The 12,970-nt window shown below is 62.7% G+C and carries 12 protein-coding genes; 9 read left to right on the top strand and 3 right to left on the bottom strand.

Going from position 1 to position 12,970, the window contains the following annotated elements; all coding sequences use genetic code 11:
• Window positions 1-162: 162 nt before the first annotated feature.
• The 8 genes from IVB46_RS05215 to IVB46_RS05180 all read left to right on the top strand — a co-directional run bounded on the left by IVB46_RS05215 (window position 163) and on the right by IVB46_RS05180 (window position 9,029).
• Complete coding sequence (locus IVB46_RS05215) at window positions 163-1,761, top strand: ABC transporter substrate-binding protein (RefSeq protein ID WP_247303096.1); 1,599 nt, start codon at window positions 163-165, stop codon at window positions 1,759-1,761.
• Window positions 1,762-1,919: 158 nt separating this feature from the next.
• Window positions 1,920-3,272, top strand: a complete 1,353-nt coding sequence (locus tag IVB46_RS05210; protein ID WP_247302807.1) for an LLM class flavin-dependent oxidoreductase — start codon at window positions 1,920-1,922, stop codon at window positions 3,270-3,272.
• 23 nt (window positions 3,273-3,295) lie between these two features.
• A complete protein-coding gene (locus IVB46_RS05205; RefSeq protein ID WP_247342217.1) occupies window positions 3,296-4,381 on the top strand; it encodes an ABC transporter substrate-binding protein in 1,086 nt (361 codons plus the stop codon).
• Entirely contained in the window at window positions 4,378-5,223 is an 846-nt protein-coding gene (locus IVB46_RS05200; protein ID WP_247342214.1) for an ABC transporter ATP-binding protein, read from the top strand. Before IVB46_RS05205 ends, IVB46_RS05200 begins: the two co-directional genes overlap by 4 nt.
• Window positions 5,220-6,080 carry an ABC transporter permease gene (locus IVB46_RS05195; RefSeq protein ID WP_247302800.1) on the top strand — a complete coding sequence of 287 codons (861 nt, stop codon included), beginning with the start codon at window positions 5,220-5,222 and terminating at the stop codon, window positions 6,078-6,080. The genes IVB46_RS05200 and IVB46_RS05195 overlap by 4 nt, the downstream gene beginning before the upstream one ends.
• Window positions 6,070-6,837, top strand: a complete 768-nt coding sequence (locus tag IVB46_RS05190; protein WP_247302798.1) for an ABC transporter permease — start codon at window positions 6,070-6,072, stop codon at window positions 6,835-6,837. Before IVB46_RS05195 ends, IVB46_RS05190 begins: the two co-directional genes overlap by 11 nt.
• 205 nt (window positions 6,838-7,042) lie before the next feature.
• Window positions 7,043-8,140: an ABC transporter substrate-binding protein gene (locus tag IVB46_RS05185; protein ID WP_247302796.1), complete on the top strand. Its 1,098-nt coding sequence runs from the start codon at window positions 7,043-7,045 to the stop codon at window positions 8,138-8,140.
• A gap of 22 nt (window positions 8,141-8,162) precedes the next feature.
• Window positions 8,163-9,029 carry an NADPH-dependent oxidoreductase gene (locus IVB46_RS05180; RefSeq protein ID WP_247302794.1) on the top strand — a complete coding sequence of 289 codons (867 nt, stop codon included), beginning with the start codon at window positions 8,163-8,165 and terminating at the stop codon, window positions 9,027-9,029.
• Window positions 9,030-9,035: 6 nt separating this feature from the next.
• Here the strand turns inward: IVB46_RS05180 and IVB46_RS05175 are convergent, their stop codons facing one another.
• Genes IVB46_RS05175 through IVB46_RS05165 form a run of 3 tightly spaced genes read right to left on the bottom strand, consistent with a single transcriptional unit; the run spans window position 9,036 to window position 11,677 of the window.
• Window positions 9,036-9,860 (bottom strand): ABC transporter permease, encoded by an 825-nt coding sequence (locus IVB46_RS05175; RefSeq protein ID WP_247302792.1) that lies wholly within the window; start codon window positions 9,858-9,860, stop codon window positions 9,036-9,038.
• A complete protein-coding gene (locus tag IVB46_RS05170; RefSeq protein ID WP_247302790.1) occupies window positions 9,853-10,668 on the bottom strand; it encodes an ABC transporter ATP-binding protein in 816 nt (271 codons plus the stop codon). Before IVB46_RS05170 ends, IVB46_RS05175 begins: the two co-directional genes overlap by 8 nt.
• A gap of 1 nt (window position 10,669) precedes the next feature.
• On the bottom strand, window positions 10,670-11,677 hold the full coding sequence (locus IVB46_RS05165; protein WP_247302788.1) for an ABC transporter substrate-binding protein: 1,008 nt from the start codon (window positions 11,675-11,677) through the stop codon (window positions 10,670-10,672).
• Window positions 11,678-12,338: 661 nt separating this feature from the next.
• Between IVB46_RS05165 and IVB46_RS05160 the strand changes: the two genes are divergently transcribed.
• Window positions 12,339-12,962, top strand: a complete 624-nt coding sequence (locus IVB46_RS05160) for an XRE family transcriptional regulator (protein ID WP_247342211.1) — start codon at window positions 12,339-12,341, stop codon at window positions 12,960-12,962.
• Window positions 12,963-12,970 lie beyond the last annotated feature (8 nt).

Raw genomic sequence — 12,970 nt, 5'->3', positions numbered from 1 at the left:
GCTGTACGCATGGCTGCCCGTGCAAGCGAACGCGCGTTGTCGCTTCAAACTACAAAAGCAAATTCTCTGCGAACCATGCCTAACATTGCAGCGGTCGGGAATTGCGCCGAGTCATCGGGCAAATGCCGAGTTGTGATGAATTTGACGAGGCTGGGTGACGTGATGGGGATCGATCGTCGAACGTTCAATCGCGGCATGCTTGCCTCAAGCGCCATCGTGCTGCTCCCGTCTGCGAAGACCGTTGCCGGAGAGGCGCGCCCTGTCTCAGGCGGCACGTTGAATTGGGTCTATTATCCCGATCCGTCGGCGATCATTGCGATCAACACATCGTCTGGAACCGGGCAGACGATCGGCACCAAGATCAACGAGGGCCTGCTGGCCTACGACTACGACCTGAATCCGCGGCCGGTGCTCGCGACATCGTGGACCATCAGTGAGGACGGTAAGCGCTACACGTTCCAGCTCAGGCCCGGCGTGAAATGGTCCGACGGCAAGGAGTTCACCTCGGCAGACGTCGCATTCTCGATCGAGCGCCTGAAGATCGCCCATCCCCGCGGCCGGATTACGTTCGCAAATGTCGAGACGGTCGAAACGCCCGACCCGCTGACCGCCGTCATTGTGCTGTCAAAGCCGGCGCCATTTCTCGTTACAGCGTTGGCCGGTGCCGAATCTCCGATCGTGCCGAAGCACATCTATACGGCGCTGAAGCCGGACGAACAGCCACGCCTGGAACAGACGATCGGGACCGGGCCGTTCATCCTCCGCGAGTGGGTTCCCGGAAGCCATCTTTTGTTCGTTCGCAATCGCGACTATTGGGATGCACCCAAGCCCTATGTTGACCGTTTGGTGCTGAAGGTCATCCTGGATCCAGCCGCGCGGGCGGCCGCTCTCGAGGCGGGAGAGGTCGATATTGGAGCCACGCCGGTGCCTTATGGCGACATCGAGCGGTTCAAGCTTGACAAGCGTTTTGTCGTCGACACCGCCACCTATGGCTATTCCGGCCCGCAGCAGCAGCTGTTCTTCAATTATGACACGCAGCTCTTGCGGGATCGCCGCGTGCGCAAGGCGATCGCTCACGCAATTGATCTGAAGACGTTGGTGAACGTCGTCTTCTTTGGCTACGCGCTCGTTTCCCCGTCGCCGGTCAGCACGGCGCTGCCAAAATTCTACGATCCCAGGATCCAGGCGTGGCCGTTCGATCCGAAAACGGCAGAGCAATTGCTGGACGAGGCCGGCATCAAGCGTGGCGCAGGTGGCATCAGGGCCAAGCTGAGATTGACGCAGAATCCGTTCCTGCCCGCAACTCTCTCGGACTTTCTGCGCAATTCGCTGCGCCAGATCGGTCTCGACATCGAGATTCAACGATACGATCTCGCGACCTATCTGAACGTCGTCTACCGCGACCGTGCATTCGACCTGACGGCTGAGAGCCTGTCGAACACTTTTGACCCGAGCCTCGGCATCCAGCGCGCCTACTGGTCGAAGAACTTCCGGATCGGGTTGCCGTTCTCGAATGCCGCGCATTACGACAACACGGAGGTCGATGGCCTGCTGGAGGCTGCGGCGATCGAGCCTGACGTCGGGAAGCGCCGCGAAATCTGGTGGAGGTTCCAGTCGGTGATCCATGAGGAGGTTGCCTCTGTCGACCTTGTCGCCGCCGGAGGCGTGATCATCGCCAACAAGAAGGTCCGCAATTTCGCGCCTGGCGGGGAAGGACTGAACGGCAGCTTCGCCGATCTCTGGATCGACCCGTCGGCGTGACCCGAAAATCATATTCTTCCGTGTTCGGCGGCTCTTGAAGAAGAGACGTAGCGTCGGACGCTGCAAGATTGAAAATCTGTGAGATTGCGCAAAGCGAAAAGCAATCGTCATATCTGCCCACGATCGCTTGGCAATATCGATAGTCAGAGGACCACTGCATGTCGCGTCGCAAGGAGAAGCTGTCTCTCGGCGCCTTTCTGCTTTTCACCGGTCACCACGTCGCCGCGTGGCGTTCGCCGCAGGCGTCCGACAGCCAATCTCTGGCGGATTTCGTGCAGTTCGCCCGAATCGCGGAGGAGGCCAAGTTCGATGCCATTTTCCTTGCGGACATGGTTGGCGTGCGCGTCGATCGCATCGAAGCGTCCAGCCACAAGGCCCACAGCGGGGTCTATCCGTTCGAGCCGCTGACGCTGCTGTCGGCGCTCGCGGCTGTCACGTCCCGGATTGGCCTGGTTGCCACGGTCTCGACAAGCTACAGCGAGCCGTTCAACGTGGCGCGGCAGTTCGGCTCTCTCGATCGTTTGAGCGGCGGTCGATCCGGCTGGAATCTCGTCACGTCGACGGAAGCGTCGGCCGCGTTGAACTTCAATCATGACGGCCTCGTCGCCCACGCCGAGCGCTACGCGCGGGCGGAAGAATTTGCCGACGTGGTTCTCGGCCTGTGGGACAGCTGGGATCACGATGCCTTTGAACGCGACCGCGCAAGCGGCCGTTATTTTAATCCCGAGAAGCTGCACCTCCTCAACCATCTGGGCCGTCATTTCAAGGTGCGCGGTCCCCTCAACATCCCGCCGTCGCCGCAGGGACGGCCGGTGCTGGTGCAGGCAGGCTCAAGCGGCCCCGGCAAGGAGCTCGCGGCACGAACGGCGGAAGCCATCTTCACCGCGCAGCAGACGCTCGAAGACGCCGTCTCGTTCTATTCTGACGTGAAGGGCAGGCTGTCCAAATACGGACGCGATGCGGATGAGCTGAAAATCCTGCCCGGCATCTTTCCTGTGGTTGCGGAAAGCGAGAGCGAGGCGAAGGAGAAGTTTGACGAGTTGCAGTCGCTGATCCTGCCCCAGGTGGGGCTCGATCTGCTCGCCGGCTTTCTCGGCGCGCCTGAGATCGTCGACGCCGATCCGAACGGACCCATTCCAGCGCTGAAGGAGACCGAGGGCGGCAAGAGCAGGCAGGCGCTCCTGCTCGAGCTGGCACGCCGGGAAGGATTGACCGTCCGCGACCTCTATCTCCGGATCGCCGGGGCGCGTGGACACTGGCAACTCGTCGGCACGCCTACTCAGATCGCGGACCAGCTCGAGGAGCGTTTCCAGAATTATGGCGCTGATGGCTTCAACATCATGGCGCCGACCCTGCCGGGCGGTCTGACCGACTTTATCCGGCTGGTCGTCCCTGAGCTGCGCCGCCGCGGCCTGTTCCGCGATGAGTACGAGGGAACGACCTTGCGCGACCATCTCGGCTTGCGCCGCCCGCAGCCGGCGCGGCGCCCCGCGGCCGTCGCCGCCGAATAATTCGAAATGCACGAGGAAATGACATGATCGGAAAACGCGCGCTTCTCCGCCACCTGCTGGCGGGAGCGGGACTCCTGATCGCGGCGGCGTCGCCAGGTTGGGCAGCCGACACGATCACGGTCAGGATCGGTTTTGCGTCGGTTGGCTCGGATAATCGTCAATTCTCGGGCGGTTCGTCGGCCGGGGTCGCGCACTCCGAGCACTATCTCGATCGGGAGCTCAGCGACCGGCCGGACGTGAGGATCGAATGGTATTTCTTCAAGGGAGCAGGACCCGCGGTCAACGAGGCGTTCGCCAATAATCAGCTCGATTTCGCGATCCAGGGCGATCTGCCGGAGATCATCGGCCGTGCGAATGGCCTGAAGACGAAAATCTTGCTGGCTTCGGGTGCGCATGCGCCCATCTATCTCGCGGTGCCCGTGGGTTCGCCGGTCCGCAAGGTCGCCGATTTGCGTGGCAAAAAGGTCTCGATCTTCCGAGGCACCAACAATCACCTTGCCGCGGTGAAGGTGCTCGCCGGCAACGGCCTTCAGGAGAAGGACGTGCAGGTGATCAACATGGATACCGCCACGACCAACGCGGCGCTGACCTCCAAGGACATCGATGCCGCCTTCGGCAATTTCCCGCTGGCAGGCCTCGTCGAGAAGAACATCGCCGAGATCATCTACACGACCAAGGGCGACAACCCCGCCTATGAGCGCCATTCCACGCTGATCGGGCAGGACGCCTTCATCAAGGCGCATCCCGACGTCACGCAGAAGATCGTCTCTGCGATCGTGAAGGCTGCGCGATGGTCGTCGGACGAAGCCAATCGGGAAGCCTTCTTCGAGTTCTCCGCGCGGACTGGCTTTCCGGCCTCGGGCTATCGCTTCGACTTCTCAAATCAGGAGCTGAAGTACCGCAATACGCCGATCGTCGATGCCTCGATTATCGAGAGCTATCGCGTTCAGGCGAAGCAGGCCAAGGAATTCGGCCTCCTGCGTCGGGACGTCGACATCGACGGCTGGTTCGATCGGTCGTTTCTCAATGCGGCGCTCAAGGAGCAGGGGCTCGTCGGCTACTGGCAGGAATATGATGCGAGCGGCAAGCCGCTGACGGCGGGGCAATGACCGCGTTATTGCAGGCGGAAACGACGCCATCGGTGAGCACCGATCGGAGCGGCGCGCGTCTCGACATTCGCAATGTCTCGAAATCGTTTGTCGTCAACGGCGTGACGGTCGAGGCGCTGAAGGACGTGTCGCTCGACGTCGCAGCCGGCGAGTTCGTGGTGCTGCTCGGTCCGAGCGGATGCGGAAAATCGACCCTGCTGCGGCTGGTCGCCGGTCTCGATCGCGATTTTCGGGGCAGCATCAGTCAGGATGGCGAAGCGATTTCCGGGACGAGCCTCGATCGCGGCATCGTCTTCCAGGAGCCGCGGCTCTTTCCCTGGGCAACGGTTGCGCAGAATATCGCGCTCGGCCTCAAGAATGCGCCGCTTAGCGAGCGTGCCAAGAAGGACTCCATCGCGGCGCACATCTCGCTGGTCGGCCTCGACGGTTTCGCCGAGGCCTATCCACACCAGCTTTCCGGCGGCATGGCGCAACGGGCGGCCATCGCCCGTGGTCTCGTCAACCGTCCCCGGCTGCTGCTGCTCGACGAGCCCTTCGGCGCGCTCGACGCATTGACGCGCGCGCGGCTCCAGATCGAGCTTCAGCGCATCTGGGCGCATGAGAAGATCAGCATGATCCTCGTGACCCATGACGTCGACGAGGCCGTGCTGCTCGGCGATCGCATCATCGTGCTCGCGCCACGCCCGGGCCGGGTTGCACGCATCTTCGACGTGACGGTCCCGCGGCCAAGATCCCGGAGCAGTGACGACCTTGTCCGTACCCGCAACGAAATCTTGAGGACGCTCGGCGATGGCGATGGCGGTTCGGTCGCGCAAGAGCTCCCGAGCGGAGCAGACGCATGACCGACGCGGCAATGCGAACCTCAGCTGGACCACGCGCCTCATGGCAGGTTGCTATTCGCCGCATCTTCGCCAGTCCTGCGGGGCAGGCGGTGTTGCGGCGTCTGGCGGCTTATGGCTGGCTGCTGGTGTTGCCGGCGGTGGCCCTCCCGATCTGGATCATCGGTACTGATCGGGGCTGGCTGGCAGAACAGATCCTGCCGAGGCCCGGCGACGTCCTGCATACGCTGCAGGACATGATCGTGAGCGGAGAGCTCGCCCAGCATGCCGGCTACAGCCTGCGGCGGGTCGCCTATGGTTTCGTGGTTGGCGCGGGAGCAGGCCTGGTGATCGGGTCCGCCATGGGGCTGTCGCGCCACGTGGACGAGTATGTGCGGCCGCTCTTCACGGCGATCGCGCAGGTGCCGGCGCTGGCCTGGATCCCGCTGGCGATGTTGCTGCTTGGTATCGGCGAAACGCTCAAGATCGTGGTGATCGGCAAGGCGGCATTCGTGCCCGTCGTCATGAATACGAGCGCCGGCATCGCGAACGTGCCGAAGGCGTTCGTCGAGGTCGGCGAGACGTTCCGCTTCACGTCATTGCAGATGCTGCGCCATGTCGTGCTTCCAGGATCGGTGCCGCCGATCTTCACCGGCCTGCGCTACGGCTTGACCCATGCATGGATCGCACTCGTCAGCGTCGAGCTGCTGGCCTCGTCCGAAGGACTTGGCTACCTTCTCGTCTGGGGCCGTCAGATGTTCTGGCTCGACACCGTGCTAGTTGCGATGATCGTCATCGGTGTCATCGGCTTTGTCAGTGACAAGGGGCTGGCAGCGGTCGAAGCCCGGCTGCAACGTTGGCGGATCGACCGTGTCTCTTAACCCCGCGCTCAAGACCGCAGGGCGCGGTCTGGTTCTTCCGCTCGGGCTGCTCGTTCTATGGGAGATCGCGAGCCATTCCGGCCTCGCCAACCCCCAGTTTTTACCGCCGCTCGAGCAGGTTGGCATTAGCGGCCGGGATGAATTGATCAGCGGCGAACTGGTCGGGGCGCTCGGCGCCAGCTTGCGCCGCGATCTCCTGGGATTTGCGCTTGGCTCAGGCATAGGGATCATGATCGGACTGCTTCTCAGTCTGTCGCGAATCGCGGATCGCATTTGCACGACCTGGTTCAACGGGCTGAAGCAGATCGCGTTGCTGGCCTGGATTCCACTGATCTCGCTGTGGTTCGGGTTCGACGAGATCGCCAAGGTCGTGTTCATCGCGCTCGCGGCGTCGATACCAGTCATTCTCAACCTCGTCGAAGGCGTGCATGCGACGTCCGAGAAGCTGGTCGAGGTCGGCGAAGTCTTCCGCTTCAATCGCCTTCAGTTCGTGCTCCACGTCTACCTTCCGGCAGCGCTGCCGTCGCTTCTCACCGGCCTTCATCTCGCGCTGATCTATGCATGGCTCGCCACGATCGGCGCCGAATATTTTATGGCGGCCGGTCCCGGCATCGGTGGGTTCATCATCGCGGGTCGCGAGCGTTTCGATATGGATCTCGTCCTGCTTGGAATCCTGGTCGTTGGCTCGGTCGGATTCGTCATCGATCGCGGCGCAACCTTGCTCGAACAGAAGCTCATTCCCTGGCGCAAAGAGTAGTGTCTCCCGTCGCGGCGTTGTCCTCCTTCCTTTTTCAGTGCAGCTATTTCTGCTGCGCCAAGTGTTGCGACATGAACTCACTAGCTTTGCGCAAATCTTTGAAACTGACCCGATCTGCGGTGATCTCTAGCATCTGACGCCATCGCTGCCGTCACACGAGCGCCAAGCGGGCGCTGGCATCGGCAAGGAAATTCAGGAGATCTCCATGACATCAGATCGACGCGATGCTTGGTCCCGGCGCGGGGTGCTCGGGCTGGCGGGGCTCGCCGGCGTGACTGCGCCGTTCGGCCTGATGCAGGCTGCGCGTGCCTTCCCGGCATTTGGTCTCGGCCAAGTCGCCGATCCCCTGAGCGGCGCGCCGATCTGCAAGGTCGCGGGCTCGGAGGAAGCGCCGAAGGGCCCGCCCCGTCACATTCGCTTTGCCTATAACGGCACTGGTATCTGTACGGCGGCGGTGCCGGTCGCGCTGCACAGGGGGTTCTTCGCGCGTCACAATCTGGACGTGGAATTCCTGCAACTGGCAGGCAATACGGACCAGATGCTCCAGGCGCTGGCGACCGACAAGGCGGACGCCGGTTCGAGCATGCTGCTCAACTGGCTCAAGCCGCTGGAGCAGGGTATCGACGTCAAGCTGACAACGGGCCTCCACGGCGGCTGCACGCGCCTGTTCGTGAGCAAGGAGTCCAGCTTCAAGGACATCAGGGATCTCAAGGGCAAGACGATCGGCGTGTCCAGCATCTCCGGACCGCCACGCAACTTCTTCGCGATTCTGCTATCGGACAACGGCCTGGACCCGCAGACCGACATTCAATGGCGCGAATACCCGGCCGATCTGCAGTTGATCGCCCTGCAACGCGGGGAGATTCAGGCGATTGCGGATTCCGATCCGAATGCCTGGTTGACCGAGCGGCGAGCCAATGGCGATCTCGTCGAGATCGCGTCGAACCTCAGTGGCGATTATGCCAATCTGTCATGCTGCACGCTGGGTGTGCGCAGCTCGCTCTGGGCGTCGGACCCCGCTGCCGTGAAATCGTTGACTTATGCAATCCGCGAGGCGGCTCATCACGTCGCCGAGAATCCCGACGACGCTGCCGAAATCTTCGCGCCATATACCCCCAAGGTGGCGGTCGCCGACCTCGCGGCGATGCTGCGCAGCCATACCCACGGTCATCATCCCTCGGGTGCCGAGCTGCGCAAGGAAGTCATCAAGATCACCAGCGACCTGAAACGTGCGACGATCATCAAGCCCAACACCGATCCGGCAAAGCTTGCTAATCGCGTGGTGGTCGATGTCGAAGCGTGATGCAGTTTGACAGGAGAATGTCGTGAGCGATGCCAAGACCAGCCTGAAAGTTGTCCCCGGACCGTCCAGGGTGGATGCCGTGACGCAGGCCCTGCGCGCGCGGTACGGCAATGATCTGCCTGAGATCGGCGAGGCCTGGAACGGCGTGCTGGCAAATTTGCTCGCCCACCGCTCGGTGCGGGCCTATCGTCCCGACCCGGTGCCGGCGCGGACAGTGGAAACGCTGGTCGCCGCAGCGCAGTCGGCTCCTTCGTCGTCGAACCTCCAGACGTGGAGCGTCGTCGTGGTCGAGGATCAGGCTCGCAAGGCGCGCCTCGCAGAGCTCGCCGGTGGCCAGAAGCATATCGTCGAAGCGCCGCTATTCCTGGTCTGGCTTGCGGACCTTTCGCGTGCGGAGCGTTTGGCGGGACGCTCTGCGCACCCGGACGAAGGCCTGCACTTTCTCGAGACGTTCATCGTCGCGGTGATCGACGCCGCGTTGGCGGCGCAGAATGCGGTTGTCGCCGCCGAGTCGCTTGGCCTCGGGTCGGTCTATATCGGAGCCATCCGCAACAAGCCTCGCGCGGTGGCCGAAGAGCTAGGGTTGCCGCCGAACGTGGCCGCCGCCTTCGGTCTTTGCATCGGCTATCCCGATGCGACGAGGCCCTCGCAGGTGAAGCCGCGCCTGCGTCAGGACGTCGTGATCCATCACGAGCGCTATTCGGATGCCGGCGATGAGGCGGGCATCGCGGCATATGACGCGACGCTCCGCGGCTTTCAGAAGAGCGAAGGTTTGCCGGCGATCGGCTGGGTCCAGGCTGTGCTGAAGCGCCTCGGTTCGGTCCGGTCCTTGAATGGCAGGGATCGCCTGATCGAGGAGTTGCGCGCGCTGGGATTCTCGCTCAAGTGAAATCTGTTAGGCTTGCACCTGCCCCCAGCGCTGCACCGTCAACCGCGTGAGGGTGCGGAATATCACACCCTCCACGACAAGACCGATCACGATCACCGTGAGCAATCCGGCAAAGACGCTTGCCGTCTCCAATTGCGCCCGGTTGGTGTAGATGAACCAGCCGATTCCGCCGGAGCGGGCGCTGACACCGAAGACCAGTTCGGCCGCGATCAGCGTGCGCCAGGCGAAGGCCCAGCCGATCCGCAAGCCCGATAGGATCTGGGGAAATGCCGCCGGCACTAATATCTCGACCACGAAGCGACCGCCGGACAGACCGAGGTTGCGGCCAGCCATTCTCAGCGTTGGCGGCACGGCGAGAAAGCCGCCGTAGCAGGCCAGCGCCACCGGCCACAAAACCGAATGGACGATGACGAAGACGAGGCTCGGCGTTCCCACACCGAACCACAATAGCGCGATCGGAAGCAGCGCGATCGCTGGAAGCGGGTTGAACATCGACGTCAGCAGGCCGAGCGCTTCGTTGCCCCAGCGCGACAAGGCGGCGAGAGTGGTGAGGACCGCGGCAATGGCGATCCCGATGGCGTAACCGGTGATGAGAACCCGCAGCGAGGTCAATGTGCGATTGGGTAACTCGCCCGACAGGATCGCCGACCAGAGCGCCGACAGCGTCGCGCCCAGGGTCGGCAGCAGAAGCGCGTTGTCCAGCCAGCGCGCATAGAGCTCCCAGGCCAGCGCAAAGCCGGCGAGGATGACGACACGCCGCCAGGGCGTTCCCGCAAATGCGCGTTGAAGTGCCGGTGCGCGAACCAGCTTTGGAGCCGCGATATCAGACATGGTCGACTTCCGGATCGGCAAAGACGGTCTGCTGGATCCGCTGTTCCAGCTCGGCGAAAGCTGCGGTGCCGCGCGTACGACTTTCGGGAGGGACATCGAACGTGGCAGCCAGCCGCCCGGGATGCGGTGTCAGAGCAAGGATACGCGTTCCGACGCGGATCGCCTCGTCGATGCCATGAGTCACGAACAAGGTGGTATTGCCGGTCTCCTCGCACAGCTTGAGCAGTTCGTCCTGCATCTGTCGTCGCGTCAGCGCGTCCAGCGCGGCGAAGGGTTCATCCATTAGCAGCAGCGCCGGCTCCAGTGCGAAGGCCCGGGCGATCGCGACGCGCTGCTTCATTCCGCCGGAGAGGGTGTGGGGAAAGGCATCGACGAAATTCTTCAGCCCGACGCGTTCGAGCCAGCGGCGCGCGATGCCATCTGCCTCCCGGCGCGACAGCGATTTGCCGCGCTCCAGAGCATAGCGCACGTTGCCGAGCACGGTGCGCCATGGCAGCAGCTGGTCGAATTCCTGAAACACGGTCATGCGGTTGGGGCCGGGGGCTCCGATGCGCCGGCCGTTCATGCGAATCTCGCCGGCGCTTGGCTTGAGGAAGCCGCCCACGGCACGCAGCAGCGTAGACTTGCCGCAGCCCGACGGGCCCAGCAGAACCAGGCGTTCGCCGGCCAATAGGGTGAAGCTGACATCCTCTACTGCAGTGAGTATGCCGTCGCGGGTCGGATAGCTGATGCTGACGTGATCGAGCGCAAGCAATGTCGGCGACGCGGTGTCGTCGGCGAGACCAGTCAGTCGCGGAGCGACGTTCATGTCAGCTTCCCGGCTTCTCTCCGAGCCCGGACCAGAACAGGTCGCGCCACGACGCCGGTGCCTGCTTGATCAGGCCGACCTTCGCCTCGAAGTCGGCGAATTTCTGGGCGCCTTCCGGAGCCGTCGTGAAGTTCACGTCCTTGTCGCGAATGATGCTCTCGACGAAGTCCGGCGCGAGCTTCGAGCCCTCCGCCTTAATGTAGAGCGCGGCCGCGTCCTTCGGATTGGCCTTGATCCATTCATTGGCCCGGTCGAGACCGCGAACGAAGGCCTGGATCGTCTTTGGATTGTCGTTGACGAACTTCGTAGTGGAATAAACCACGTTGAACGTATGGGGGCCGCCGAGCACGTCGTAGCTGTTGAGGACCTGGTGCACCTTGCCGCTCGCCAGTTGCTGCTGCGAGAACGGCGGCGAGGTGAAATGTGCCGTGATCTCGGAATGGCCCGACAGGATCTGGGCCGTCGCGTCCGGATGCGGCATGCTGACGGTGAGTTCGTCCAGCTTGTCGTATTTGCCAAAAGCTTTGTCCGCCGCCATCTGGAGCACGATCGGCTGGAAGCCGACCTTGACCGAGGGGAGCGCGATCCGGTCCTTCTCGGTGAAATCCGCCAGCGTCTTGATGTTCGGGTTGTTGGTGGTCAGGATATTGGCCATCGAACCCAATGCGGCGATGCCGATGATCTTGGCGGTGGTCCGCGTCTTGTCCCGGGTCAGGATCATCGGCGTGATGCCGGCGGTCGCGAAATCGAGGCCGCCCGAAATGAGCGCCTCGTTCATTGCCGCTGCACCGGACAGCCGGAGCCATTCGATCTTCGGCGGCGCGATGCCGAGCGCCTTGGCTTCCTCCTCGATTAGTCCCTTTTCGCTGGCGACGATGAGCGGAAGATAAGCGATCCCGAATTGCTGGGCGATGCGAAGCTGAGCTGTTTCTGCGCGGGCGCCATTCGCGCCGCTTGCTGTGATGGTCAGCGCGAGCGCCGCTGCCTGCAAAAGCTTCAATGTATTCATTTGAGATCTCTTGGATTCCCGTTCATCCGGTCCGATACGAGCCTTTTGCCGGCACACTTCAGGAAATCAGGCAGTGGGTCCAGTGAACTGATGTCGCTGCGCTATTTTCGAAACAATCGCGCTCGCTTCGCCCTATTTTTTAGATGGCTTGTTCTCCGATGGTCTTTTGACGAAGAAATTTTTTCTCGATGCGGGGGCGTTTCCTCCATTGTCCCTCGGCTGCCGTCGGGCACTCCCGAGGAGCCGAAACGATCCATCAACGTCGCGGCGGTCGCCGCGTGTGCGTGGGAGAAGGAGCCGACCGCTGCCGGAAGTGCAGACTCGAGAAGGCTTTACTACGCGGCCCGACTTTACAGAGCGTGCGTTGTTTTGTTTGGCGGCGGCTTGCCGGCCTCGGCAACGCAATTAGGATACGCGACATTGCAATCGAACGTGGATTGGAAAAGGTGACAGAAGCGACAAACTCGGCGCCGATCATTGATCTGGCTGCCTATCGGTCGGCGCGACGTCAGCAGCAGACGAGGGCCAGCTCAGAGCACGGGAGCGCTGCTGCGATCTCGTCCGTCGGCAACTTCGCGATGCCGCTTTTCTGGTTCTGGCCGACCTGGGTATGGGTTGCCGTGCCGGTGCCAGCGGCGTCTGCCGCGCAGTGGGATGCTTCATGAGCGGCGGCAACGTCGCCACATCGCCGGACGACAACTCTTCCTCCCACGCCGACCCGGAGTTGCCGGCCGTTCTCGGACGCAACTTGCGGCGGCTCCGAACCAGCCAGGGCCATTCGCTTGAGCGGCTCGCCAAGCAATCCGGAGTGAGCCGGGCGATGCTCGGCGAGATCGAGACGGGAAAGAGCGTCCCGACGATCGCGCTGCTGTGGAAGGTTGCCAACGCGCTCCATGTACCCTTTGCCAACCTCCTTCAGACGGAAGTTGCGCGGGGTCCGGTAGTCTTGCGGGGCGGCGATGCCAAGCTGCTGTCGTCGAGCCAGGGACAATTCACCTCGCGCGCGCTATTTCCGTTCGACGGCAGTCGCCAGGTCGAATTCTACGAGCTGAGAATAGCTCCGCTGCATCGTGAGGCGGCGGAACCGCATGCATCGGGTACGCGCGAAAATCTCTTCGTGGCCAAGGGTGTGGTCGAGATCACAGCCGGCCTCGACAAACCGCAGACATTGTCCGAGGGCGATGCCATCCTGTTCGAGGCCGATGTGCCGCACGTCTACCGGAATCTCGTCGCCAGCGAGGCCGTCCTCTATCTCGTCATGACCTACGCCGAGACCGTCGGCTAAAAGCAAAC

Origin of the sequence: Bradyrhizobium sp. 61, assembly GCF_023073075.1 — a bacterium.
Classification (GTDB): domain Bacteria; phylum Pseudomonadota; class Alphaproteobacteria; order Rhizobiales; family Xanthobacteraceae; genus Bradyrhizobium; species Bradyrhizobium barranii.
This window is presented reverse-complemented; position numbering and strand designations above follow the sequence as displayed.

Coding starts and splice junctions, on each gene's coding strand:
- IVB46_RS05215 (WP_247303096.1), top strand. CDS start 163: ATGGGGATCGATCGTCGAACGTTCAATCGCGGCATGCTTGCCTCAAGC.
- IVB46_RS05210 (WP_247302807.1), top strand. CDS start 1,920: ATGTCGCGTCGCAAGGAGAAGCTGTCTCTCGGCGCCTTTCTGCTTTTC.
- IVB46_RS05205 (WP_247342217.1), top strand. CDS start 3,296: ATGATCGGAAAACGCGCGCTTCTCCGCCACCTGCTGGCGGGAGCGGGA.
- IVB46_RS05200 (WP_247342214.1), top strand. CDS start 4,378: ATGACCGCGTTATTGCAGGCGGAAACGACGCCATCGGTGAGCACCGAT.
- IVB46_RS05195 (WP_247302800.1), top strand. CDS start 5,220: ATGACCGACGCGGCAATGCGAACCTCAGCTGGACCACGCGCCTCATGG.
- IVB46_RS05185 (WP_247302796.1), top strand. CDS start 7,043: ATGACATCAGATCGACGCGATGCTTGGTCCCGGCGCGGGGTGCTCGGG.
- IVB46_RS05175 (WP_247302792.1), bottom strand. CDS start 9,860: ATGTCTGATATCGCGGCTCCAAAGCTGGTTCGCGCACCGGCACTTCAA.
- IVB46_RS05170 (WP_247302790.1), bottom strand. CDS start 10,668: ATGAACGTCGCTCCGCGACTGACTGGTCTCGCCGACGACACCGCGTCG.
- IVB46_RS05165 (WP_247302788.1), bottom strand. CDS start 11,677: ATGAATACATTGAAGCTTTTGCAGGCAGCGGCGCTCGCGCTGACCATC.
- IVB46_RS05160 (WP_247342211.1), top strand. CDS start 12,339: ATGAGCGGCGGCAACGTCGCCACATCGCCGGACGACAACTCTTCCTCC.